The sequence below is a fragment of the Actinomyces stomatis genome, assembly GCF_031292835.1.
In the GTDB taxonomy this organism is placed as follows: Bacteria; Actinomycetota; Actinomycetes; order Actinomycetales; family Actinomycetaceae; genus Actinomyces; species Actinomyces stomatis.
Map to the genome: position 1 here is coordinate 32870 of NZ_JASPEP010000017.1, position 25776 is coordinate 58645.

At 68.8% G+C, this 25776-nt stretch carries 15 protein-coding genes; 9 read left to right on the forward strand and 6 right to left on the reverse strand.

The annotated features are described in order from the left end of the window. Positions 1-2: 2 nt before the first annotated feature. From RIV12_RS09425 to RIV12_RS09435, 3 genes are read right to left on the reverse strand one after another with little or no spacing between them, the layout of a single operon-like run. Positions 3-6302 (reverse strand): Ig-like domain-containing protein, encoded by a 6300-nt coding sequence (locus RIV12_RS09425; RefSeq protein WP_309323397.1) that lies wholly within the window; start codon positions 6300-6302, stop codon positions 3-5. After that, positions 6299-6739 (reverse strand): FAD synthase family protein, encoded by a 441-nt coding sequence (locus RIV12_RS09430; protein WP_309323399.1) that lies wholly within the window; start codon positions 6737-6739, stop codon positions 6299-6301. Before RIV12_RS09430 ends, RIV12_RS09425 begins: the two co-directional genes overlap by 4 nt. Further along, positions 6739-8196 (reverse strand): sugar transferase, encoded by a 1458-nt coding sequence (locus RIV12_RS09435; protein WP_309323400.1) that lies wholly within the window; start codon positions 8194-8196, stop codon positions 6739-6741. Before RIV12_RS09435 ends, RIV12_RS09430 begins: the two co-directional genes overlap by 1 nt. A gap of 719 nt (positions 8197-8915) precedes the next feature. Here RIV12_RS09435 and RIV12_RS09440 point away from each other — a divergent pair. From RIV12_RS09440 to RIV12_RS09450, 3 genes are all read left to right on the forward strand, one after another. Next, the gene (locus RIV12_RS09440) at positions 8916-10175 is read left to right on the forward strand and encodes an oligosaccharide flippase family protein (protein WP_309323415.1); all 1260 of its coding nucleotides are present in this window, start codon (positions 8916-8918) and stop codon (positions 10173-10175) included. Positions 10176-10344: 169 nt separating this feature from the next. Beyond that, a complete protein-coding gene (locus RIV12_RS09445; RefSeq protein ID WP_075417029.1) occupies positions 10345-11079 on the forward strand; it encodes a CDP-alcohol phosphatidyltransferase family protein in 735 nt (244 codons plus the stop codon). 73 nt (positions 11080-11152) lie between these two features. Continuing rightward, the gene (locus RIV12_RS09450) at positions 11153-12058 is read left to right on the forward strand and encodes an O-fucosyltransferase family protein (protein WP_075417030.1); all 906 of its coding nucleotides are present in this window, start codon (positions 11153-11155) and stop codon (positions 12056-12058) included. 88 nt (positions 12059-12146) lie between these two features. On the opposite strand, the gene RIV12_RS09455 is transcribed toward RIV12_RS09450, so the two are convergent. Continuing rightward, positions 12147-13322, reverse strand: coding sequence for a glycosyltransferase family 4 protein (locus tag RIV12_RS09455; RefSeq protein WP_309323402.1), 1176 nt, complete (start codon positions 13320-13322; stop codon positions 12147-12149). Continuing rightward, a complete protein-coding gene (locus RIV12_RS09460; protein WP_309323417.1) occupies positions 13319-14452 on the reverse strand; it encodes a DUF1972 domain-containing protein in 1134 nt (377 codons plus the stop codon). The genes RIV12_RS09455 and RIV12_RS09460 overlap by 4 nt, the downstream gene beginning before the upstream one ends. Positions 14453-15159: 707 nt before the next feature. Between RIV12_RS09460 and RIV12_RS09465 the strand changes: the two genes are divergently transcribed. The 4 genes from RIV12_RS09465 (at position 15160) to RIV12_RS09480 (ending at position 22211) form a co-directional block, all read left to right on the forward strand. Further along, positions 15160-16701 carry a hypothetical protein gene (locus RIV12_RS09465; RefSeq protein WP_309323404.1) on the forward strand — a complete coding sequence of 514 codons (1542 nt, stop codon included), beginning with the start codon at positions 15160-15162 and terminating at the stop codon, positions 16699-16701. A 140-nt stretch (positions 16702-16841) separates the two neighbouring features. Then, positions 16842-17525: a hypothetical protein gene (locus RIV12_RS09470; protein ID WP_256695407.1), complete on the forward strand. Its 684-nt coding sequence runs from the start codon at positions 16842-16844 to the stop codon at positions 17523-17525. A gap of 457 nt (positions 17526-17982) precedes the next feature. Beyond that, positions 17983-21048 (forward strand): LamG-like jellyroll fold domain-containing protein, encoded by a 3066-nt coding sequence (locus tag RIV12_RS09475; protein ID WP_309323406.1) that lies wholly within the window; start codon positions 17983-17985, stop codon positions 21046-21048. Positions 21049-21239: 191 nt separating this feature from the next. After that, on the forward strand, positions 21240-22211 hold the full coding sequence (locus RIV12_RS09480; RefSeq protein ID WP_309323407.1) for a diaminopimelate dehydrogenase: 972 nt from the start codon (positions 21240-21242) through the stop codon (positions 22209-22211). Between the two features lie 72 nt (positions 22212-22283). Here the strand turns inward: RIV12_RS09480 and RIV12_RS09485 are convergent, their stop codons facing one another. Beyond that, positions 22284-23363 carry a glycosyltransferase family 2 protein gene (locus tag RIV12_RS09485; protein WP_309323409.1) on the reverse strand — a complete coding sequence of 360 codons (1080 nt, stop codon included), beginning with the start codon at positions 23361-23363 and terminating at the stop codon, positions 22284-22286. Positions 23364-23572: 209 nt separating this feature from the next. Between RIV12_RS09485 and RIV12_RS09490 the strand changes: the two genes are divergently transcribed. Together RIV12_RS09490 and RIV12_RS09495 are read left to right on the forward strand one after the other, a co-directional pair. Then, positions 23573-24631 carry a glycosyltransferase family 2 protein gene (locus tag RIV12_RS09490; protein WP_309323411.1) on the forward strand — a complete coding sequence of 353 codons (1059 nt, stop codon included), beginning with the start codon at positions 23573-23575 and terminating at the stop codon, positions 24629-24631. Beyond that, on the forward strand, positions 24628-25680 hold the full coding sequence (locus RIV12_RS09495; protein WP_309323413.1) for a glycosyltransferase family 2 protein: 1053 nt from the start codon (positions 24628-24630) through the stop codon (positions 25678-25680). Before RIV12_RS09490 ends, RIV12_RS09495 begins: the two co-directional genes overlap by 4 nt. Positions 25681-25776 lie beyond the last annotated feature (96 nt).

Genomic DNA, 25776 nt, shown 5'->3' on the forward strand with positions numbered 1-25776 from the left:
GGTTACTGCTGGGTGCAGGTGATGGACTGGTTCCAGTGCGGCGTCCTGTGGGGGAACTTGTGCCGGGCGTAGCCGTTCCTATCGAGAGTGACCTCCTCCTCATTCCAGGCCGGCTGCCAGTTCCAGGTGTCCCAGTACCAGTATCCGCAGGACATGGTGCTATTGGGGTTGCCGGTGATGTCGAAGACCATCTGGTAGCAGGCGCCCCAGGGGCCGAAGGGGCGGCACCTCTGCGAGTGGTCCACATAGAACTGCTTCTCGGTGCCGACTGGGAAGGCCTGCTTCTTGTCGTCGTCGTCATCGTCGTCGTCGTCATCATTGTCGTGCTTGGACGGCCTGGTGACGGTGTCGCAGCCCCACTCGGAGGTGCCGGCGTTGGTCCTTGCCCGTACGCACCAGGTGAGCGACTCACCGCGCTTGAGCTTGCCGTCGTAGGTGTCGCCGATCTCGACGCCCTCCACGGACTTGCCGCCGTCATCGGTCTGCTCGTACTCAGCGCTCGCGCCGTTGTTGCCCCCGGGGCTCCAGGAGCAGGAGACCTTCTTCTGCTTCTTGCCGGTGAGCTCGCAGCTGACCGAGGGCGCCGACGGCGGACCGTAGGGCGCCACCGGGGAGGAGGCGACGACGTCGGAGTACTGCCCGCCACCGTTGGTGCGGGCGTAGACGGTGTAGGCCTGCCCGTCGGTCAGCCCCCGGATGGTCGAGGAGCTGGTCCAGGTGACCTGGTCGACGGAGTACTCCACCATCAGCTCGCCCACGCCCCAGCCGTTGCCGGCCCGGGGCGAGGCGCTCACGGACAGCTCGCCGCTGTTGCCGGTGGCCTTGACGGCGGGGGTCGACGGCGTCAGCGGGGCCGGCTTGTAGCTGTAGCTGGCCTGACCCGAGGTCTTGGAGCCGTGACCGTTGTCGGCCTCGACCCAGAAGGTCCAGGTTCCGCGCGAGACCGAGACCGTGGTGGAGGTGGAGCCTCCCACGTCCTTGGAGTCGCTGGTGTGCCCGTTGGAGTAGTGCAGCGTGTAGCTCACGGGGCTGCCGTTGCCGTTGGCCGCCTGCCAGCTGACGGTGACCGTGTCCCCGTTGGGGGTGATGACGGGGGTCCCGGGGGTTCCGGGCTCACCGTAGGGCGTCACCGAGTTGGAGGAGGAGGACCACTCCGAGACCGTCCCCTGGCTCGACCTGGCGCGCACCTGAGCGGTATAGGCGCGTCCCGGGGCGACGTCGAAGGATGCGGATCCTCCGGTGATGCCCGTCTGCACGGTTCCGTCCGACAGGCGCACGTCGTAGGTCGTCGCGCCCCCGAAGGGATCGTCCACCTCGGTCCAGCCGACGGTGAGCCTGCCCGAGCCGGCCGTCAGCGTGGGCGCCGCCGGGGTCTTGGCCGTGGCATTGTGCTGGTAGGACACCGTCGCGGCCTCGGAGTCGCCGTACTTGTTGGTGGACACGACCTGGATGTTGTAGCTCTGACCGGGCGCCAGGTCGCTGATGAGGCAGTTCGAGGTCGAGCAGGTCTGCTCGGCGCCGTTGACACTGACCTTGTAACCGGTGATGGGGGAGCCGTTGGCGGAACCATCGGTCCAGGACACGCGCGCCGAGTCGGCGTCCACCGGAGCCACGTTCACCCCGGAGGGGGCTGCGGGCGCCACCCCGCCGACCTGCACGGTGATGGTGCCGGTGACGGCCCGGGACTCCGAGCCGGTGGAGTCGAGCACCTTGTACTGCGCGGTGATGGTGCCGTGGAACCCGCTGTTCGGCGTGATCGTCACAGTCGTGCCGGAGACGCTGATCGCGCCCTGGCCGGCGGTGATCGTCGGAGTGCCGGACAGGGTGATCGGCTTGTCCGGGAAGGGGTTGCTCACCGCCTTGGACACGTCGGCGCTGACCGCCTCGCCGTTGCGGGACTCCAGGTTGATGGGGGCCGTGGTCATGAGGGGCTTGTTGGACGCGCTGACCCGAACGGGCAGGGAGGCGCTCACCGGCGGGTTGACGCCGTCGGAGACCGTGATCGGGATGGAGCCCGTGGCGCCCTCGGTGGTCTTGTCGGAGGCCTTGACCGACAGCGTCGAGCCGCTCAAGGAGATCTCGAATCCCGCGGGGGCGGGACCGGCCTGGAAGGAGAGCTTGTCACCCGGGTCGGGGTCGGTGGCCATGGCCGCCAGGTTGGCCGTCACGGCGCCCTCGCCTGGCGCCACCGTCACCTCGGTGGGGGTGAAGGTCGGCGGCCTGTTCGATGAGGACTGCACGATGATCGGCAGTGTGAGCGTTGAGCTCAGGGCGTCCGAGCCGGTGCCGTCGGCCACGGTGAAGGTCACCGAGGTCTGCCCGGTGAATCCCGAGTCGGGGGTGAAGGACAGTGCCGACCCGCCCGAGGCGACCTTGGCGTCCTTGGTGCCCTTGGCCATGTGAATGGAGGAGGTGTCCGTGATGACGGGCTTGGTGCCTTCACGGGTGAGGATGTAGGAGGACAGGTTGATGTCCGTGGTCTTGTCCGCCAGCACGCGGGCGGGCACGGCAGAGGGGTTGATGCGGGGCCGCAGGGCCGAGCGGGCCGGTACCACGACCACGGCGTGACCGGTCAGTCCGTCGGCGTCGGTGATCGTGTAGAGCACGAGCCGCTGGGTCTCGCCCACCGTGAGGCTCAGGGAGTCCTTGCCCACCTCCACGTCGGGGTCGGAGGAGGACAGCTTGAGGTCCCACGGCGAGCCGTCGGTGTCCTTGTCATTGTCCAGCACCGGGACGGTGACATGGCCGTTGGCGTCGACCTGGTCGACGGTCACGTAGTCGTCCACGCCCACCGGGTTGGCCAGGGGAGCGTTGCTCGAGACCTGGACGGTGACGGTGCCGGTGTCCGTACCGCCTCGTCCGTCGGAGACGGTGTAGGTGACCGAGTGGTTGCCCTCCTTCTCCGGCAGGTCGAGCACCAGGCGGCCGGCCCGGGTGGACACGCCCAGGGACGGGTCGCTGGAGACCGGGTCCCCCTCCAGGGACAGGCTGTCGCCGTCGGTGTCCAGGTCATTGGACAGGACGTCCACGGCGACGGTGCGCCCGGGCTTGGCCACGACCAGATCATCGGTGGCCACCGGGGCCACGTTGAGCGGTGAGGCCTGGGCGACGCCCACGCGGACCGTGCCGGTGGCCTGGGCCCCGAAGCGGTCCTCGACGACGTAGGTGAAGGTGTCGGTGCCGGTGGCACCCTCGGAGGGCGTGTAGGTCAGCCACGAGGAGTTGATCTCCACCGAGCCCAGGGAGGGGGCCTGGTTGAGGCCCACGAGGCTCACCGAGTCGCCGTCGGGATCGATGCCGTCCAGCGGCACGGTGATGTTCGTGGTCGAGCCGGCCAGGGTGCGGGCCTCCAGGTTGCGCGGTGAGGGCGCGGAGTTGTGCTCGGCGTCCTGTGCACGCACCTCCACGGTGACGATGCCCGAGGCGGTCTGCCCCTGATCGTCCTTGGCCGTGTAGGCGTAGGAGGTGCGGCCGGGCTGGCTGCCGGCGCGGAAGCGGACGGTGTTCTCACTGACCCAGGCGGTGCCCAGCTCGTCGCCGACGAGACTGACCTGGGAGTCCACCGACAGGTTGAGACCCGCGGGGGAGGAGTCGTTGTCCAGGACCGGCACGGTGACGACGTCGCCGGCTCGTACGACGGCGGTGTCGTTGGTGACCACTGGCGGCTGGGGCTGGGACTGGGTCACCGGGACGATGGAGATCTTCCCGGTGGCGCTGGAGGTGCCGTTGGTGACGGTGTAGTCCACCGTCAGATTGGCCGGGACGGTGCTGGCCGCGGTGATCTGCAGCAGGGAGTGGTCCACGACCGTGACGGTGACTCCGGAGTCCGGCGGGGCCTTGACCGACTGCAGGACCAGGATCCCCCCGGAGGGGTCGAAGTCGTTGTTGAGCGGGGCGATGGTCGTCGAACCGCCGTTGCGCAGCAGGGCGGTGTCGTTCTCGACCTCGGGCGGCACCGTGGCGTCGGCCTTGGGCGTGACGTCCACGCGCACGATGCCCTGGGCCGTGTTGGCCCCGTCCATGACGTCGTAGGTGAGGTAGTAGGTCTGGGCCTGGGCGTTGGCCTCGGTGGAGAAGGTGAAGACACCGGCCTGCTGGTCGACGTTGATCGAGGTCCCGGCCGGGGCCTCCTGCACCGCGGCCAGACGCAGGGTCCCCCCGGAGGGCGAGGTGTCGTTGTCCAGGGGCGAGACGACGGCCTTGGAGCCGGCGACGACGCGCACGTGATCGGCGTTGGCGATCGGCTTGGCCGACTGGGCCGGCTGCACGTCGACCTTGACCACGCCGGAGGTGGTCTCCCGGCCGTCGGAGACGGTGACGGTCAGGTCGCGGGTGCCGGTGCCGGCGCCCAGCTCGCGCACCGTGACGGTGCCCTCGTTGGAGACCTTGGTGTCCAGCCCCTCGCCCTGGGCGGAGACCAGGTAGAGGTCGTCCCCGTCTGGGTCCAGCCAGTGCCCCAGCACGTCCAAAGAGCCGGAGGTCTTCTCGGCAACCGTGAGGGTCGGGGTGGTGATCTGCTTCGGGGCGCCGTTGACGTCCCAGCCGTGGACGTCAACGGTGGCGACGGCGGAGTCGCTCATACCGCGGCCGTCGTCGGCCGTGTAGGGCACGGAGTAGCTGCCGGAGGCGTTGTCCGGGACGTCCATGCGCAGAGCCAGTCCGCCCTGGGCCTTGGTGGCCTTCAGTGACCCGCCGTTGTCCTGGGGGGTGGCGGTGAGGACGTCACCGTCGGGGTCGGTGTCATTGGCCAGCACGGGCAGGAGCGTGGAGCGGCCCGGGCGTACGCCGAAGCTGTCATCGGTCGCCTTGGGGGCGTGGTTCTCCTCGGTGCGCTCCGGGGGCGTCTGCGAGTCCGAGGTATTGGCGGAGTCGTCCTTCTGATCGGCGTTGTCGTCGGTCTGGGCGGTCTTGTCCGTCCAGTCGTCGATGAGGACGAGGTCCTCGTTGGGCAGCCACACTGAGCCCGTATCCAGGTCGTTGAGCACGATGGCGTCGCGGTTGACCCGGAAGACCGGGGCGGAGGACGAGGCGAGCTTGTCGTCGTGGACGGTGTCGGTGCCGCCGTCGAACAGTCCCGAGCAGCTGCGCACGAACTGGCCCGAGCCGGACCAGGCCGCGTAGACGCACTTGCCCAGACGCACCGGCTGGGCGGGCACCCCTTCAGGGGCGGGGCCCTCCTTGGCCGACGGCGTCTTGGTGACCTTGCCCCCGTCCAGGGGGACGGAGATGAGCTCGTTGCGGGAGGCGAGCAGGACCGAGTCGGCCTCAGGGCCGGGCTGCTGGATCACCAGGCCGGAGGTCCCCAGGTTGACGGACTTGCCCTCGGGCAGGTGGAGGATGCCGGTGCTGCGCTCGAGGACCACGGGCTGGTCCCCGACGGCGGTGATGGCCAGATCGGTGCCGGCGGTCAGCTTCAGGGAGGTGTTCGTGGCCTCCTTCCAGCCCTTGTCGCTGGTCTCCAGGGAGACCAGCGACTTGCTGGTGGCTGAGACGGCGTGGATGGCGCCGTCCTTGCCGATGGCGGCCACGACGTCGGGCATGCCGGTGACGACCGGGGCGGCGGCGGTCAGGGAGCCGGCCGACTTGGTCTTGGCGGCGCGGATGGTGCCCTGGACCTTGTCGACTGCCATGACCCGGTCCCCGCCCTGAGCGATGGTCACGCCCTTGGTGAGCTGGGTGCGTCCGGAGAAGGCGACCTGGGAGGGATCGACCGAGGACACGGAGGCGTCACCGGAGTCCGGGACCAGGACGTCCTCGGCGTTCTGGGTGACGTCGAAGGAGGACGAGGAGGTGCGGATCGTTCCGTCGACCTCGCGGGAGGGGTAGTTGAGGCGGGCCACCAGGTGCTTGGAGGTGGAGGTGACCCATACGCCGCCGTCGTTGAGGTGCAGGTCTGCCTGGGCCACGCCCTCGTGGAGCCAGGCGGCCGTTCCCAGGGCCGCGACGCACACGGCTGCGGCCAGCGACGACATGCGTTTGCGCAGCCGCACGCGCTGGGCGCGCGACTGGGGGATGCGGAAGGTCGCGGCCAGTCGGGAGGTGGTGGTACCGGAGGTGAGACCCGAGCCGACGTCCTGACCGGAGTCACCGGACTGGGCGGCCTTGCTCCGCCGCCGGGGGCGCAGGGCGCTCGCGGCGCGGGCGAGCAGACCGGGGCGGTCCGTGGCGGACGGTTCGGTCTGAGGGGTGCCGGAGTCGGAACGGTTGCTTCCGCCGTCACCGGCACCGGAGGCGGCTGCGGCGGAGTCGATGCTGCTCGACGGGGTGTCGGGCGTCTCGAAGTCGTTACGTGAAGTGGTCACTGGGCCCCTTGGGGACTACGGGATGCGACTTCCTGGACGAGGGTGCGTCGCAGCATCGTCGAGGAGGTGGTGGGCGTGTAGGGCAGGTAGATCACTGAGGCCCCGACCTCGGCCATCTCGGCCTCCAGGCGGTGGCCCTTGTCCGTCCCCTCCCAGTCGGTGCCCTTGAACAGCACGTCGAAGGGGGAGCGCTTCCAGGCCAGGCGCTTGTCCTGGTCGTAGTCGGGAACCACGGAGTCCACCATGCGCAGGGCGGCCACCATGGCCATGCGCTCGGCCAGGGGCACGATGGGGCCGCGTCCCTTCATCCGCTCCAGCGACTCGTCGGTGGCGACCCCCGCGATGAGGTGATCGCAGCGCTTGGCCGCCTCGGTGAGGATGTTGAGGTGCCCTACGTGCAGCATGTCGAAGCCGCCGGGGACGTAGCCGGTGATCATCAGTAGGCTCCCTTTCCGCCGATAACCGCGCGCAGCGTTCCAGCGAAGATCTTCGCGTCCAGGGCCCCGCCCCGGTTCTCCACGTAGTGACGGTCCAGGGCCACGGTCGAGGCCCAGGACAGGTCCGAGCGTCCGGAGATCTGCCACAGACCGGTCAGCCCGGGCTTGACCAGGAGACGGCGCAGCGCCTCGGCGTCGTACTTGGCGACCTCCACGGGAAGTGCGGGGCGGGGCCCCACCAGGCTCATGTCTCCGCGCACGACGTTGATGAGCTGGGGGAGCTCATCGATCGACAGACGGCGGATCCAGCGGCCCACGCGGGTGATGCGCGGGTCCTGGCGGTCCTTGAACATGACCTCGTTGCCGGCGTCGCCACCGGCCTTGACCACCGATGCGCGGCGAGCGTCGGAGTCGATGTACATGGAGCGGAACTTCCACATGGTGAAGGGCTTGCCGTCCTGCCCCACGCGGGTCTGGGTGTAGAAGACCGGGCCGGGGGAGTCGATGCGGATGGCGAGCGCGGTGGTCGCCAGCAGCGGCGAGATGAGGGCCAGGCCGATGGCGCCGGCGAGGCGGTCGAACAGGGCCTTGCCCACGGCGCGGGTGCGGCGGGTCTTGACGGCGATGAGGCCTGTCCAGCCGTGAGTGACCGTCAGGGCCCGCATGCGCCCGGGTACGACGTCCTGCAGTCCGGGGGCGACGACGAGCCGAACCTGAGTGTTCTCCAGGCCGCGCATGAGGGTGACCAGGTCCTCGGGGAGGACCGATCCGACCGTCATGACGGCGTCGATGCGCTCGGCGTGCAGGGTCTGAGCGATGTGCTGAGGGCTGCGTACGGGCTCGGCCGAGTGGAAGGCGCGGTCCTGCCCGGAGGACAGGTAGCCCACGATGAGGAAGCCGTCCATGGGGTGACGGCGCAGCTGGGTGAGCATGGGCTGGGAGCCCGACCCCATGACGATGAGGGTGCGGCGCAGGGCGTGTCCCTCGAGGCGGCGGCGGCGCAGCCACCCGGACTCGATGGAGCGTCCGGTGACGGCCAGAAGGAGCTGGGCCGCCAGGGCGGCCAGCAGAGTGGTCCGGGCAACTCCGGACAGGTCGGCCAGCAGCAGGGCCACCGGGAGGCTCACGGCGGCCGCGGCGACGAAACGGCCCGTACCGGGCCCGGCCTGCTCAACGGCGTCGATGCCGAGAGCTCCCAGGAACCAGGCGACGAGCACCATCGTGATGCCCACGGTGGTCGTAGACCAGACCAGTGGTAGGTGGCCACCCAGGAGGGCGAGCCAGAAGGGGACGGCGACGGCGAAGAGGTCGGACAGGACGAGCCAGATGACGAGGTCGTGGCGCGTGCGTGCCCAAGGACTGCGCGGAGCGGTGGGGGAGGTGGCGTCGGCTGCTGCTGCTGTCGAGGGACGCCGGTGCTGCTCGCGCTGGGGCAGTGTCAGGGTCGAACTAGACAAGGTGGACTCCGCAGGGATGATCGAGGGTGGGCAATAACTGGTCGGCTAGTGCTGACGGGACGTCGTGAACAGCAGCGTTTTAGAATGCTACTAACTCTAGTGGACGTTATTTGTGGGAAGTGGCCAAGATCGCAGGGGCAAGATGAGGAGTCGAGATGTTTCTGAGGTATCTGTATGTTACAGGTGAGCAACGATATGGGGACGTCAATGCACCTGTAAGAGACCTTTCAGGGTTCTTCCAGCAGGCAGTGTTTTGGCTGGTCAGAGCCGGTTTGCTGGGGTTGTGCCAAGGGGGGTTGGGTGGGGGACGGTCTATGTCACAAGACGATAAACAAAAGATAGCAGGTCGCCGATCCTGATGCGTCTACTCTCGTGCCTGTCTTCGAGGATCTTTCCGATGCCGGATTGTGACCTTCCTACAACATCAGGAGTGCGATGTGACCCAGTCGAGTTCCTCGGCGCCTGTGCCGGCCTCCGAGCCGGCCTCGCCTCAGGCGGAGGCCGGTGACGCCCCGTCGGGCGCCGGCGACCGCCGACCACCTGTGGGCACCTCAGGCGCCGCAAGCCTCTCGACGGTTGAGGCGAGTGGTGGGGCGATCCCGCCCCGGGCTCCTCGTCGTTCGCCGCTGAGGAGGCTCGGCGGGGCCTTCAGGCGGGGGTCGTCGTCAGGCGCCAGCTGGTCGTCTGTGGGAACCACAGCCGTGGCCAAGGTGGTGGTCATGGGCGTCTCGGGCCTCTTCGGGCTGGTCAACACCAGTCTCATCATCAGGCATTTTGGGGCCGACGCCTTTGCCCAATACGGTCTGCTGGCCACCTTCCCGACCCTCATGCCCTTCACCGACCTGGGCATCGGCGCGGTCATCCTCAACACGGTGGCGGGCTCGACCGACCCGGCCCACGACTCGACCGTGCGGCGCACGATCACCACCGCCGTCCGGGTGCTGCTCGGCTCCGCCCTGGTCATCAGCACCATCGGCATCGTCATCATGCTGCTGGGCGCCTGGCCCTGGCTGCTGGGCGACAAGCTCATGGAGGGCGGCGGCCTCACCGCCACCGTCTGTCTCATCATCTACGCCGCGGCCCTGCCGCTGTCCGTGGGGCAGCGAGTCATCATCGGCCTGGGGCGCTCGACCACGCAGGTCATCAGTCAGGGGGTCGTCTCCCCGGCCATGTCCTGCTTCCTGCTGCTGGCCATCGTCACTGGTCTGGGGCGTGGCAACGCCGTGTCCATCTACTCCTACATCGCCAACGCCCTGGTGTCGGTCATCTGCATCGTCGTCGCCTGGCGCGCCACTCGTCCGCTGTTCAAAGGCGCCCTGAGGGACGTGCCGCGTGTCCGCAGCGTGCGCGGCGTGCGCATCGTCAACACCGCGGGCCCCCAGCTGCTCCAGTCCCTGGCCATCCCGATCGCCTTCCAGACCGACCGGCTCCTCCTGTCCCACCTGGGGCAGTCGCAGGCCCTGGCCGAGTACAACCTGGCCAACAACCTGTTCAACATGCTCACTCAGACGGTCATGGCGGCCGGTGTCGCCATGTGGCCCATGTTCGCCAGAGCTCGGGCCGACAAGCGCATCGAGAGCCCCTTCAAGCCGGCCATCGTCTTCAGTGGGGGCGGTTTCCTCCTGGCTCTCGCCCTCGTCGCCGTCACCCCCTGGGCCGCCCGGGTCATGTCCCACGGCAAGATCGTCCTGCCGGCCGCGCTCGTGTGGGCCTTCGCCGCCTATGTCGCCGTCGAGGCGGGCAAGCAGCCGCTGGGCATGTACATGACCGACCCGCGCGGACTGCAGTTCCAGGTCGTCCCGGTGCTCGTCCTGGTGCCGATGAACCTCGCCATCTCCTGGGCCCTCATTGGGCGCTACGATGCGGCCGGACCTATCCTGGGCTCGGTGATCTCGGTGATCCTGTGCCAGATCATCCCGTATGCCTGGTGGGTGCGCCGGGACGTGGCCAGGCGTCGTCGAGAGCTGGCGCGGCAGTGACCCCCTCCTCGTCGGCCGACGGCGCCGAGTCGGCTCGTGCCACCTGGGCGCCGGCGCCGCGTCCTCCTGCCCGGTCGCTCCCTGACGTCCCCCGACTCCCTCATCTCGTCGTTCCTCATCAGTCCAACACCCGGCCCGGTTCCCCGGGCCCCGCTCAAGGAGAAGCCTCATGAGCTCCCCTGCTGGTTCCCCCACCATCGCCGAGAACATCAGGGCCCTGTCCCGGGCTCAGAAGTCCAAGGCCGGTGCCCCCCTCTACTCCCGCATCATCAACCGCCCCGCAGGTCGGGTCCTGGCCGCCATCGCCCACCGGCTGGGCGCGACCCCGGACCAGGTGACGGTCCTGTCGGCACTGTGCACCTACAGCGGCATCGCCCTCATCGCCCTGTGGCGTCCTACAGCCGTGTCCGCCGTGGCGACCGCCCTGCTGCTCATGTTCGGATATGCCCTCGACGCCGCAGACGGACAGCTGGCGAGATTGCGCAATGGAGGGTCAAAAGCCGGTGAATGGCTCGACCATGTCGCCGACGTTATTAAGCTCTCGACAATTCATGGAGCCATTGCAATCTCGCTGTTCCGTTTCACGGAATTGCCGCCCCAGGTTCTGCTTATTCCGCTCGCTTTCGGGGCGATTCAGAATATTCACTTCTTCAGTTACATTCTGACATATCAGTTGCGTTATCACGGCGGTACTCCTCTGGCCAAGGATGAGGCCCGTCCCGGCATCATCAAGTCGGTCCTGTCGGCTCCCACGGACTACGGACTCATGTGCTTCGTGCTCATGACCCGCTTCGTCCCCACGGCCTTCCTGTGGGTGTACGGCATCATGCTTCTGGGGTACACCGGCTACGTGGCCCTGGCCCTGCCCAAGTGGTACCGCGACCTGCGCAACGACCTCCAGTAGCTCATCGCCTCGCCGGCACTCCTGTTGAGATCCCTACCAAAACTCCTCCTTCAATCGTCTGTTAAGGAATCTTATGTCTCTGCTTACCGGCCGCAAGGCGCTACTGGTCTATACGGGACGCAAGGATGGACTGGGCAACCGCGTGCGCGCGCTGCTGTCCGCCCAGGAGCTCGCCCGGGTCGAGGACCGCGACCTCTACTACGTGTGGAGCACGGACGAGTACTTCGGCCCCCGGATGGATGAGTTGTGGCGCTTCGAAGGGGGCAGCCCCGTATCGCGCCTGACCTCCCGGGCGCTCCTTCCCCTGGCCCGGTACCGACAGCCCAAGGGCGTCCGGATCACCGCCGAGCTGCGCCGCCGCCACCTGTGGCAGATCCACTCCCACGGGCTGCCCGTCACCTGGGAGGACCCGTCCTGGAGCGGAGGGGGCGACGAGGAGGGCACACCCACCGGGCCGCGCCCCTGGACCCAGCGGCTGCGCGAGCTCACCCCCGTCGACGAGATCGCCGATGAGGTCCTCTCCCTCTACGATGCCCACCTGCGGGGACGCCCCTACGTCGGCATCCAGGTACGCACCCACGCGGTCTCCCACGCCAAGACCATCGAGTCCTCACCAGTGGAGTGGTTCGCCAACAGGATGCGCCAGATCCGCGCCGACCACCCCGACGTCCCCTTCTTCCTGTCCTGCGACACCCCCGAGGCCCAGGAGCAGCTGGCCGGAGAGTTCGATGGCTGCGTCTTCCTGACCGACAAGGGCGGATACAACACCGTCAAGGGCGTGCGTTCGGGCCTGGTCGACCTCTACCTGCTGGCCAGCTCCCAGCACCTCATCGGGGCCTCCTTCTCCAGCTTCGTGGAGATGGCCGTCTTCCTGTGCGACGGCGTCGTCCCCTTCGAGCGGCCCGACCAGCCCCTGGACGGCGAGTTCAGCCTGTCCCTGGGACTGGCCGAGGACCCGCTGCGCCCTGCTCAGCGCTGACATCCTGCGGCTCATTCAGCGGGCGGGACGTCTGCCGGTGAGGTCGGGCGGGCTGAGCTCTCCCGCCCGACCTGACGAGCCAGGGGCCTCAGCGCTTGAGGAGCTCGTCGACGATCCGGGTCATGGTGGCGCGGTACCCGGCCACGGAGAACCGCTCGGCGGCCTCGCGCTCGCCCTGCTGGGCCAGCCGACCGGCCAGGGACGGGTCGGCCGCCAGGGAGCCGAGGGCGTCGGCCAGGGCCTGCGCGTCGTTGGTGGGCACGAGCAGACCGGTCACCGAATCAGTGACGACCTCGGCCAGTCCCTGGACCCGGGAGGCCACGAGTGGTCGGGCAGCGTGCATCGCCTCGACCGCCGTGTTCCCGAAGGGCTCGGCCCGGGAGGGCACGACGACGGCGTCTGCGGCCTCCAGCACCGGCCAGGTGGGGTGCACGTAACCCAGCAGCTCGACATGCCCCTTCAGGTCGTCCTGGCCGGCGCGTTCACGCAGCTCGGCCTCGTACCACTCGTAACCGGGGAAGACCGAGCCGCATACGCTCAGGGAGGCATCCACCCCCGAGCGGCGCAGCAGCCCGACGGCGTCGAGAGCCACGTCTACACCCTTGCGCGGGGACAGCCGGCCCACCATGGCGATCCGGAAGGAGTCACCGGGCTGCCTGGGGCGCAGCGGCTCCAGAGGCCGGTCCGGTCCGGCGACCCCGTTATGGACCACCTCCGTGCGCGAGGCCAGGCGCGGCTGGGCGTCCAGGAGTGCGTCGCGGGCCGCCCCGGAGTTCGCCACGATCCGGGAGGCCGCTAGAAGCGGGGCGTTGAGCCCGGCGCGGATGATCCGTCGTTGGGTGTCCTCGGCCTCGTGCACGTGGGCCAGCACCGGGACGCCGGCCGCGCTCGCGGCCACCGGCCACCAGGGGATCGTCACCGTGTTGGTGAGGACCACCTCGGCGCGGCTGGCGCGGATGACCGCCCGTAGGCGGGCGATCTCCGGGGCGGCCTGCGCGGACAGCTTCGTCAGACCTGTGGGGCTCAGCAGGGCCTTGCGAAGGACTGTGAAGGGCATGACGGCCACGCGCGCGCCGGCGTCGCGCAGCACCTCGACCAGGGGGCCGTCCTGGGGGAGGGCCACGAGGACCTCGTGACCGGTCTCGATGAGTCCGTGAATGGTCTCCACCAGCTGCCAGTCCGAACCGTAAAGGTCGGGGGAGGGGTGGGCCACGAGGATCCGGGCGGCACTGGTGCGCACACCGCCCGCCCCGTTCCGGCTCATCGGCTCACCTTCCCGGTGCGGCGCCCGGAGGGGCGACGGCGGGTGGGGCCCTCGAGGGCCAGGCGCCGGGCCAGGGCCTCGTAGCCGGAGGCCACCTCGTCCCAGTCGTAGAGGGCCGCTCGTTCGCGGGACTCCTCACCGCGTGCGGCCTGGGCCTCGACGTCGGACTCGGCGGAGACGACCAGGGCGGCCACCTCATCCGGCGAGGTCCAGTAGCGTCCGGCCCCGCCCAGGACTTCGCGGTTGAAGGAGACGTCGAAGGCATCCACCGCGGCCCCGGCGCCGATGGCGCGCAGGAGCGAGGGGTTCGTTCCGCCCACGGAGTGGCCGTGGTAGTAGACCAGGGCGCCGGAGTAGAGCGCATCGAGCAGTTCCTGGTCCCACAGGCCGCCGAGCAGGCGGACCCGGCTGTCGGCCAGGGACTCGATGCGGGCGGTGTAGTCGTCGGCGTAGGGGGCCGATCCGACGACGACCAGCGGCAGCGCGGCCCCGGAGCGCACGTACCCGTCCACGATGACGTCGACGTGGTTCTCCACCTCGAAGCGGGCCACGACCAGGTGGAAGCCCTTGGGGGCCAGATCCAGCTCGGCCAGGCGCGAGGTGTCGGCGGAGATGCGGGGTGCCCCGTAGGAGAGAAGATCGGTGGGGGCGTTGAACTCGTCGGTGTAGTAGTCGGCAATGCCCTGGGCGTCGGCGATGAGTGCGTCGGAGTACCGCACGGCCAGGGCCTCAGCCGCGCGGTAGTAGCGCTTACCGGTGGGGCCCCACTTGCCGCGGCGCCACTCCAGGCCGTCGACGTGGGTGGCCACCGGAATGCGCGCGGCGCGCAGGGCCGGCAGGAAGGGGGAGTTCGCCGCGTTGAAGACGAAGGCCGCGTCCGGGTGGGTGCGACGCAGCAGGTGGGCCACCGACAGGGCCGTGTGGGACAGGGTCTCCAGGCTGCGGTTCTTGACCGAGGGCAGCTCGACCAGCCGCATCCCCAGGTAGGTGCGGGGGAGCGGGGTGTCCGGCTCAGGGTTGCGGCAGTAGACGAGGACCTGATGACCGCGGTCGGCCAGGCGCCGGCCGACCTCCTCAATGGCGGTCTCGAAACCTCCGTAGCGGGCGGGGACGCCTCGCGTCCCGATCATGGCGATACGGAGCCTGTCGGGGTTCACAGCAGTCAACGGAGTCCTTTCGAAGAGCGGCGGAGCCGGTAAGGGATGGGAACCAATGATCTCGATCGATGCGACCACCGGTCACGGCAGTGGCGGAGGATCGAGGATTGTCGATGAGGGTGACGGGGGAGGCGGTGATGACGGTGGTAACAGTGATGATGAGGCGATTGGCGCGGAGACGAGGTACTGGGCTCTCGCCCTCGAGCTCGCAGGCTTCTGCGGACTCGCTGCGTCGCGGACACGCGGCACACTCGGTCAGAAGTCTAGAGGCAGGTGGCCTCCGATAGGCGCCGAACGAGTCATCCCGTTATTACCTCCGGCGCCCTGGAAAGCTGAGTCTGGGCGGCGCGCTGGCGGCGCGCCGGAACTATGGTGGAGGGGCCGCGATCGACTGGTCCACACCACCTGGGTGCGGACTGAGTATTCCTGCCAAGAATCAGGTGTGGAACCCAGCGGCGGTTAATGAGAGGCTATCTGTGAGAAAAGTGGGTAGGAGGCACCTCCTCGCATGAGAAGTGATTGATTGCACAACGGGAGGTGGAACAAAGGCTCTCGGAACCGTTATCAAAGCGTTACCGCTGTAATAGCCTCGTGCCGGCGCCGGTCTCGCTGCGGCGAGGCCGCCCCGTCATACCGCGCCACTTACCCAGGTTCCCTCACGTCTTAAGAACGGAGCACTCGTGCATCCTTCCCGCGCTGTCTCCAGTGTGGGGGCGGTCCTGACCGCCCTCCCTCTTGCTCTTGGTGCGCTCGTCGCCCCTACTGTTGCGCCCCCGGCTGCTGCCGCCCCGGGGCAGACCACGCTCGCCTCCCCGCAGCCACTGCCCACCGCTCAGATCGACGGCATCGTCCTGGATCAGGCGGTTGTGGGCAATACCGTCTACGTCGTCGGAGAGTTCAAGAACGCTCGCCCCGCCGGCGCTGCCGCCGGTGAGAACGAGTCTCCTCGTTACAACGCCATGGCCTTCGACATCACGACCGGTGCGCTGCTGGACTGGGCCCCCAAGGTCAACGGCAAGATCAATGCGGTCGAGGCGTCGGCCGACGGGTCCACCATCTACCTCGGCGGCAACTTCACCTCCGTCAACGATGAGACGGTCTATCGGGTGGCAGCGGTGGACGCCGCAGGCAAGCGCAAGCCGCTGGGTGCATCGGCCAACGGAGCTGTCATGGATCTGGAGGTCTCACCCGACGGCTCCACCCTGTACCTGGCCGGCTCCTTCACCCAGGTCAACTCCGCGTCGCGTCAGCGTGCCGGTGCCGTGGATCTGAAGACGAACAAGGTGACCAGCTTCGCCCCTCAGGTCGACGACTCCCTGGTTCGCTCCATCACGGTGGCCACTGATAACTCCGCAGTGGCGATCGGTGGCTCCTTCACCTCGGTGGGAGGATCCTCCGACGCCTACGGCATCGCCGTCCTGGAGAAGGACGGATCTCTGCGGCACACCAACATCTCCAGCGTCATCCGCAACGCGGGGTCGAACTCTGGGATCATGAGCCTCAAATCGGACTCCCGAGGCCTTTATGGCACCGGATACTCCCAGGAGGGGACCTTCGAGGGGATGTTCCGTGCCAGCTGGACCACCGGGGACATCGACCTCATGGCCGACTGCCACGGTGACACCTACGACGTGCTGCCCACCAATGACGTCATCTACATCGGCAGCCACACTCACGACTGCAGCAACATCGGTGGATTCCCCGACCGCTCAGAAACGGAGGGGGTCTACCACCATGCCGTGGGCTTCTCCAGCACGGCGACGGGCACTGTGAGCTCCAACACGGCCCCCGGCTACAGCGACTATGCGGGACTGCCCGCCCCCACGCAGTACAACGGCTTCCTGCCGGGTTTCCAGGTCGGCGAGTACAGCGGCTTGAGCCAGGCGGTGTGGACCGTTGAGGGCAACAGCCAGTACCTCGTCTACGGCGGGGAGTTCGTCGCGGTCAACGGCACCCGGCAGCAGGGCATCGTCCGCTTCTCCATGAGTGGAGGCGATGTCAACGCCCCCAACCCCGGTGATGAGGGCGGCAACAACGGCAACAACGGGGATAACGGCGATAACGGGGACGACGGCGACAACGACGGCGGCAAGGACAAGAAGGACAAGAAGGACAAGAAGGACAAGAAGAACAAGAAGAAGCAGGACGACTGGGACAACCAGGACGGCTGGGATCAGGATGACCAGGAGAACAACCAGGGCGACGGCTGGTGGTGGTGGTGACCATGAGGCCCGTCGGGTCGGCGGATCGTTGCGGTTTATCCTCTGAACGATCCGGTTCTATGGCCAGTGGTGGTGTGCTCCCGAACTCAGTGACCGCAGAGGGCGGCGTCGTGCACGGCAGAGGTCGTACGCTTCGGCACGTGTCTCGAACTCGAATGCTGATCCTCCCCGCCATCCTGGTGCTGGGTCTGGGACTGGCCGCCTGTGGAAGCGGGAAGTCCCAGAGCACTGCCAGCCCCTCCGCCCCTGCCTCTGCTTCCGCCAGTGGCTCGGCCTCTGCTCAGGCTGCTCCCTCGAATGTCGCTACGCCGACGATTCAGACCGCGAAGCCGACGGCAGCGCCTCCGTCTCCCTCGGACGATGTCTCCACCCCGGACGCCTCCTCGATCGACCCCAAGGCCGTTGAGACCGGTGACCTGTCGAAGGATGAGTATCCTGAGGTGGGCCTGGACAAGTCCGTCCGTGTCGACGGGGATCTGGTGGTCTCTCTGGGGCAGATGCAGGCGAAGGACTTCGCCAGCGGGCCCGGTGAGGTGGGGGGCTCTGGAGTCCTGGTGCCGGTGAAGGTGACGAACAGGTCCAGCCAGGACATGCCGCTGGCCAGCGTGCTGTCCACCACCGTCAACTACGGCGAGGGTACTGGTACGCCTGCCAGCGAGATCGTCTCGGCCTCGGATGCGGTGCCGGCCACGCTTGCCGCCGGACAGACGGTGACCGTCAATCGCGCCTTCGTCATTCCGGCGGAGGAGCGAGGAAATGTCAAGGTCGTCGTCGACCTGGGTGCGGACCGTGGGGCCGCCACCTTCAGGGGGTCTGCCGGCTGATCCGGGACGAGTCCTCTGAGGGCGTTGCCGCTCTTCCCTCTTGTCTGCAATCAAGGCGCCGTCCGTTGCTCACCTTCATGAGCAACGGACGGCGCCTTGGTGTGACGCGCGACCCGCTCGGACAGCTCGGGTGAAGGTTCTCGACTGTTGCCTCGCTGTGACATGAAATGAACCGGTCCTGAAGACAACCTGAGTCTTGTCTATATAGAAGGTAGTTCCGATGGAAGGGTCTTATGGGTGTACCCGATTCCTTGAAACGTATGGATGATGGCGCCATTTGGGCGAAGGGTCGGTGTGCTGCGGGATTGTTCCGCCCTGTGGTGTGCGCCAAAAGGGCGGTGAGCAAGTTGTTGACGGTGTACGATGAGCGCGCCCGTCGACCCTGGCCGGGCGCGGAATACCAGCCATTCGTAAGGTTGTGTGTCCGTGATCTGAGTATGTTCTGAATGGAATACCTGTGAAGCTCCCCCGCCGACTCCTGAGCGGCCTGCTGGCCGCGGCTCTCGTTCCCATTGGTGCCGTCACGCTCGCTCCGGCATCCCCCGCCTCCGCGGATCCGGCTCCCGCCGGCGCCGCCGGCACTCCCAGCACCGTCTCCGCCGACGCCCTGCCCACCGCCCAGATCAACGGCATTGTCTGGGACCAGGTCGTGGTCGGGGACATCGTCTATGCCGTCGGAAAGTTCTCCTCGGCGAGGCCGGCGGGATCGCCGGCCGGTCAGAACGAGACACCGCGCGGCAACGCGATGGCCTACAACATCAACACCGGTGAGATCGTCGACTGGGCGCCCACCACCAACGGCACCATCAACACCATTGCCGCCTCCGCCGATGGTCAGACCCTCTACCTGGGCGGCGAGTTCACGACACTGAACAACCAGACGGCCTGGCGCGTCGGAGCGGTCAGGACCTCCGACGGTCAGCGCGCTCCGCTGGGCGCCTCGGCCAACGGCAGCGTCAAGGCCCTGAGTGTCTCCCCTAACGGACAGACCCTGTACATCGGTGGGGCCTTCACTCAGATCAACTCCTCGGCCCGCCAGCGCGTCGCCGCGCTCAACCTGGGCAGCCAGCAGCTGACGAACTTCGCGCCGAAGATCGACAACTACTACGTGCGTAGCATCGTCGAAGCCGTTGACGGCTCGGCCGTGGCTATCGGCGGGGCCTTCGAGTCCGTCGGAGGCAGCGACAAGCCCGGTCACGGGATCGCCATCTTCGAGAAGGACGGCAGCCTGCGCAAGAACAACGTCTCCAGCGTGGTCCGCGGCGCCGGCGCCGAGGCCTCCGTCATGAGCGTCAAGGCCGACGAGCAGGGCCTGTACGCGGCGAGCTACTCCCGGCTCGGCACCTTCGAAGGCGTCATGCGTCTGAACTGGACCACCGGGGACATCGACTACATGGCTGACTGCCACGGCGACTCCTACGACGTCCTGCCCGCCGGTGACGTCGTCTACGCCGCCAGCCACTCCCACGACTGCTCCAACATCGGGGGCTTCCCGGACGTCTCCTACCACTACCACAACGCGGTGGCCTACACGAACGCCGCCACTGGAACGGTGAAGGACAACAGCGCCGCGGGCTACAAGAACTACGCCGGGCAGAACGCCACCACCAACCTCAACTTCTACCCCGACTTCACGCCGGGCAAGATCTCCGGTGCCATCCAGGCGACCTGGACCGTTGAGGGCAACGACAAGTACGTCGTCTACGGCGGCGAGTTCCTGGCCGTCAACGGCGCTGCCCAGCAGGGGCTGGTGCGATTCGCCCGCCGCGACATCGCCCCGAACAAGCAGGGCCCGATGGACAAGGGCGGTGCCTTCAAGGTCACCGGCTCCTCGCCGCGCGCCGGGGTCGTCTCCCTGTCCTTCAAGGCCAACTGGGACAGGGACGACAAGGCCCTGACCTACAACGTCTACCGCGACGCCATGAACGGTCAGCCGGTCACCAGCCAGACGGTGAGCGCCGGCTTCTGGGAGCGCTCCGATCTCAGCGCCACCGACGTCGTCGAGCCCGGAAGCACCCACCGCTACCGGGTCCAGGTGACTGACCAGTGGGGGGCCTCCACGGTCTCGGACTGGGTGACGGTCAAGGCCGGTGAGGGCCAGGGCCTGAGCAAGTACGGTGCCCGCGTCCTGGCCGACGGCGCCGCCCACTACTGGTCCTTCGACGAGACCGACGGCGACAAGGCCGAGGACTTCGTGGGCCAGCGCAACCTGACGATCCGCGGCAAGGCCTACAAGCGCGGAAGCAAGTCCGTCCTGGACTCGGGGGCCTCGCTGGGCCTGACCTCGGACAGTGGGAACAAGTCGCACGCCGCGACGCGCGTCGCCTCCCAGGCTCCCACCGCCTTCTCCATGGAGGCGTGGGTCCGCACGAACTCCACCTCGGGTGGCCATATCATGGGCTACGGCTCCTCTGCAGCCAACCAGTCGTGGAGCCGTGACCGCGTGGTGTACATGCGCAATGACGGCACGCTCAGCTTCATGCTCTATCCGGGCAAGCTGACCACCATCACGACTCCCAAGAGCTACAACGACGGACAGTGGCACCACATCGTGGCCTCCATGAGTCCCACCACCGGCGCCATGCTCTACGTGGACGGCAACCTCGCCGCCTTCGACGGCTCCATGACTGAGGGACAGAGCTACTCCGGTTACTGGCGCATCGGCGGGGACGCCCTCAGCGGGGTCAACGGCCAGCCCTCCAACACCAACATCCAGGCCGACATCGACGAGGCCGCCGTCTACAGCACGCCGCTGTCCGCACGGCAGATCGCCGAGCACTACACCGCTGCCACCGGTAAGCAGGTCGAGCCGGACAAGGGCAAGGACAACGGCAAGGACAACGGCAAGGACAACGCCGGCAAGGATAAGGGCAAGGACAAGCAGCCCGAGGGCAGCGCTCTGCTGGAGGACCCCTTCGAGCGCAGCGTGAACGGCGGCTGGGGCAAGGCCAAGGCCGGCGGTGAGTGGAAGACCACCTGGAACGCGGCGGCATTCTCCGTCGACGGCACCAGCGGTCGGATCGCCATGGCCGGTCCGCGCTCCTCGGCCTCCATCATCTCCGATCCGATCAAGTCGACCTCCACCGACGCCGTCGTGGACTTCTCCCTGGACGCGGTGCCGTCCGGGAACGGTGCCTTCATCTCCTACGCCGCCCGCACGACCAAGGCCGGTCAGTACCAGGCCACGGTCCGCATCGGCAGCACCGGCAACCCGGTGGTCACGGTCTCGCGCGTGGTCAAGGGTCGGGAGACCTCCCTGGGCTCCTACGTGCTGACGCAGCCCTACACGGCCGGTCAGCCGCTCCACCTGCGTATGGTGGTCGACGGTGCGGAGTCGACCAACATCCAGGCCAAGCTCTGGGCCGGTGACGCCGAACCCGCCGAGTGGGGGATCGAGGCCGTCGACAACGACAAGACCCTCAACGAGGCCGGCACCGTGGGGCTGACCACCTACATGTCCAGCTCGGCCGGGCCGGAGACCGTGACCCTGGCGGTCGACAAGGTCACCATCAAGCAGCGCTGACGCCGTCGAGCGCAGTGCGCATACGGGGCGGGCCGGGAAGATCTCAGGAGCTTCCCGGCCCGCCCCGTGTCGGTGCGTGCTGTATCCGCGGCCCCGGCGTCCAAGAGGTGGCCACTCCCCGACATGTCACACGGAGGCAACACGGTGCGTCCCTAGGATCACCCTGTAGCGAGGACCCACTAGGAGGAACCATGATCAGGGTAGCGATCAACGGATACGGCAACCTCGGCCGCGGCGTCGAGCAGGCCATCACCAAGAACGCGGACATGGAGGTCGCCGTCGTCTTCACCCGGCGCGACCCGGCCACCGTCGCCACCCAGGGGACTCCCGTCGCCCACGTCGATGACATGGCCGCCTGGGCCGACAGGGTCGACGTCTGCCTGAACTGCGGAGGCTCGGCCACCGACTTGATCGAGCAGACCCCGGCCGCCGCGGCCCTGTTCAACACGGTCGATTCCTTCGATACCCACGCCCGCATCCCCGAGCACTTCGCCGCCGTCGACGCCGCCGCCAAGGCCTCCGGTCACGTCGCCCTGATCTCCACCGGCTGGGACCCGGGTCTGTTCTCCATGCTGCGGGTCCTGGGTGAGGCCGTTCTGCCCGACGGCGCCACCACCACGTTCTGGGGGCCCGGTGTCTCCCAGGGGCACTCCGACGCCCTGCGCCGCATCGACGGCGTCGTGGACGCCAAGCAGTACACCCGCCCGGTGGAGGCCACCGTCGCCGCGGTCAAGGCCGGCGACGACGTCGAGCTGACCACCCGCTCCATGCACACGCGCGACTGCTACGTGGTGGCTGAGGAGGGCGCTGACCTGGCCCGCATCGAGCGGGAGATCGTGGAGATGCCCAACTACTTCGCCGACTACGACACCACCGTCACCTTCATCACCGCCGAGGAGCTGGCCGCCGAGCACTCCGGGATTCCGCACGGCGGCTCCGTCATCCGCCGCGGGCACACCTCCGAGGGCGTCGCCGAGACCATGAGCTTCGAGCTGCAGCTCGGCTCCAACCCGGAGTTCACCGGCTCGGTCCTGGTCGCCACGGCGCGTGCGGTGGCGAGGCTGGCCGCCCGCGGCGAGTCCGGTGCGCGCACCGTCTTCGACGTGACGCTCGCCGATCTTTCGCCCACGACTCCTGAGGACCTGCGCGCCCACTACCTGTGAGGCGGGCGGACAGCCAGGGGCGTCCCGTCGTCGGCGTCGAGCCGGCGGCGGGACGCCGAAGCAGCGGCTGAGTCAGCCGCGGATGAGGGGCTCGTCGACGTCGGGCAGCTCGCCGCGACGGGCAGCACGCAGGAGCCTCATTCCGTCACGGGTGGCCTGCGCCGCCGTCAGGAGCGGGCGGCGAGTGCTCAGGAGCTGGCGCCTGCCACCTCGCAGGACGATCTCGCGGGCGGCCCGGCCCGCGGTGGCCACCCACCGGCGCTGCGTGGCCCGGTCCAGGTGCAGCCCGGCGTACAGTAGCCGGTTGCGCACGTTGTAGTAGTAGTAGATGTCCGACTTGGCCCGATCGGACTGGTCGCCCTCGGAGTGGGTCCCGCCCTCGTCATGGACGGCGACGGCGTCGCGCACCAGGGCCAGGCTGCCTCCGGCCGCCAGCACCCGGGCCGAGAAGTCCACGTCCTCCCAGTACAGGAAGTAGCGCGCGTCCAGGCCGCCGGCGGCCTCGAAGAGGTCGGCCGACAGAGCCAGGCAGGCCCCCGAGAGCCACGGCTGCGTACCGCCCGGAGGAATCGGGCGCGGTGAGCGGCGCGAGCGCATCGAGCCGTCCGCCAGGCACACGACGATCCCGTCGGAGACGATGCGGCCTCCGGAGTCCTTGAGCACCGGCGCCACCAGGGCGAGTCTGTCCGCGTGCGCTCTCGCCGCCAGACGGATGAGGTCGGCCCGGGCGATGACGGCGTCGGGATTGAGCAGGACGAGCAGGTCGGCGCCGAGCTCGCGGGCCCTGGCCGCCCCCAGGTTCATGCCGCCGCCGAAGCCGGTGTTCGTCTCCGGCAGGACTGCCTCCCAGCCCCGTGAGGAGGTCAGTGCCACCAGCTCCTCGCGGGCGGTGGGCGTGGAGTAGTTGTCGACGACGATGATGCGGGCCTCGGGGGACTCCTCGGCCACGCGCACCAGCGTGCGCTCCAGCAGCGCCGCCGAGTCGTAGCTGACGACGATGACCGCCGTGCGCGAGAGCAGCTCGCCACCGGAGAGCCCGCCGGACGCCTCGGTGATCTCGACTGTCTTGGCCGGAGCGCTGGTCTTGGGGCCGGTCGGCTCGGAGTTCTCAGCGGAGTCGGTGCCCTGGGCGGGGTCAGGGGTGGCGGTCATTGGAGCAGGAGCCTTCCTGGTGCAGGACGGTGTCGGAGTGGTGCAGGCGGGATCGGTTGCTGCGGGCGTCACGCCTCCGAGGGGCCGGTGGTGCGACGTCGTGTCCCGGGTGCTCTCGCCGTGGGGCGCACCCGGTTCGTGATAGTACCGTTAGACCCTGATATCACGCCGCGATCCGCCGGCAGGCGGGAGGAAGGACGGGGCTGGACGTGCACCTGACCATCGCGATGCTCACCTACCGCCGAAACGACTACCTCGCCCAGGTGATCCCCGAGCTGCTGGCTCAGGCCGACGACGTCTCCGACGCGCAGACGACGGCGAGCGTGCTCATCGTGGACAACGACCCGCAGGCCGGGGCTCGGGCCGTCGTCGAGGCAGCCCGGGCTGCGCTGGCAGGCGAGCAGGCGGAGGCGTCGGAGCCAGCAGGGCGGGCTGATACGGTCACCGCGGCTGCGACGTCGAGGCTGGTCTATGTCCACGAGCCCGAGCCGGGCATCGTGGCCGGACGCAACCGCGCCCTGAGCCAGGCCCACGGCTCCGACGCCCTCATCTTCATCGACGACGACGAGATCCCCTCGCCGGGCTGGCTCAAGGCCCTCGTGAGCACCTGGCGCGACCAGGGTTGCGCCGCCGTCACCGGCCCCACGCCGCCGACCTTCGAGGTCGACCCCTCCCCGTGGGTCACCGCCTCAGGCGCCTTCGACTCCTGGGAGGCCGCCGACGGCGCCCAGGTCCGCAGCGCCGACACCGGCAACCTGCTCCTGGACCTGGCCGTCGTCGAGGACCTGGGGCTGCGCTTCGACCCGCGCTACGGGCTCACTGGCGGCGAGGACTCCCTGTTCACCCGCCAGCTCACCCGCGCCGGCGGCGTCATCCGTTTCGCGGCCGGGGCGGTCGTCACCAAGCGCGTGCCCGCGGCCCGCGCCCGGCGCACCTGGGTGCTGGAGCGCTCCCTGCGTTCGGGCTCGTCCTGGGCCCGGGTGCGCATCGACACGGCAGGGCCCGCCGACGGCGGTGCCTCCGGCCGGCTCTCGCGGCTCAGGCTGCGCCTGGGGTACGGCGCCAAGGGACTGGCCAAGGCCGGTGTCGACGGGGTGCGCGCCGGTGTGGCCCGTATCCGCGGTGATGTGCCCGCCCAGGCCCGCTACGAGGTCTCCTCACGCGGGGGACTGGGAATGGTCGTGGGTGCGCTGGGCGGGCACGTGCGCGAGTACGGCCGCCCCCGCCGCCGGCGGAGCACAACGTCGGCCGGCAGGAGGAGCGCATGAGCCGGCTGACGATCGTCATCCCCACCTTCCGGCGCCCGGAGGACCTGAAGCGGGCCGTCATTGGGGTCCTGGAGCAGGCCGGTGAGCTGGTTGGCGGCCTGAGCGCCGAGGCCGGCGAACCTGAGGGCGATGCTGCGGACGCGACGGGTACGGACAGGGCGGCCGGTAGGGGCGTCTGCGACGTCGAGGTCCTCGTCATCGACAACGACGCCGAGGGCACCGGGCGCGAGGCCGCCCTCGCCGCGGCGGCTGAGGCCGGGGCGGAGGTGCGTTTCTCCGCGGAGGGACCGATGGAGCCTGGGACCGTGAGCCTGTGCTATGTCGTTGAGGAGCGGCCCGGCGTGGCGGCGGTGCGCAACCGCGCCCTTGACGAGACCGATGGGTGCGACCTGCTCGTCTTCATTGACGACGACGAGGAGCCCGAGCCCGGCTGGCTCGCCGCCCTCGTGGGGCTGTGGGCCTCCACTGGCTGCCAGGCGGTGGCCGGGCCCGTCATCCCCGTCTACGAGGTCGAGCCCGAGGCGTGGGTGCGTCAGGGCGAGTTCTTCGTGCGCAGGACCTGGCCCACCGGCACGGTCCGCCCGGTGGCGGCCTCCAACTGCCTGCTGCTGGACCTGGGCTTCGTGCGCCGGGCCGGGCTGCGCTTCGATGAGGCCTTCGGTGCCACTGGGGGAGAGGACACGCTCTTCACCCGCCGACTGAGCGCCGCCGGCGGCGTCATCCGCTGGTGCGATGAGGCGCGCGTGCGTGACCACGTGCCGGCCTCACGCCTTACTCGCCCCTGGATTCTGCGGCGGCAGCGTTCCCACGCCGCCACCTCGGTGCGCGTCGAGTTGGCCCTGGCCGGTGGCGGGGCTCAGCCGACCATCCGGGCCCGGGCCGCTGCCGGTGGCCTAGTGCGTATCGTCGTCGGCGGTCTGCGCACCGCCACTGGAACCGTCATCGGCAGCCCCCGGCATGCGGCCAAGGGGGCCCGGCTGCTGGCCCGTGGCCGCGGCATCCTGGCGGCCAGCGTCGGAGGCGGCGTCCACCGCGAGTACGACCACTGAAGGCCCGGGGCTCGAACTCACTGCGGTGCTTGGCCGAGGGTATCCCCGACGTCCTGCTCAGCACTGCACGAAGCTCGGGGATTACTGGAGAAGAAG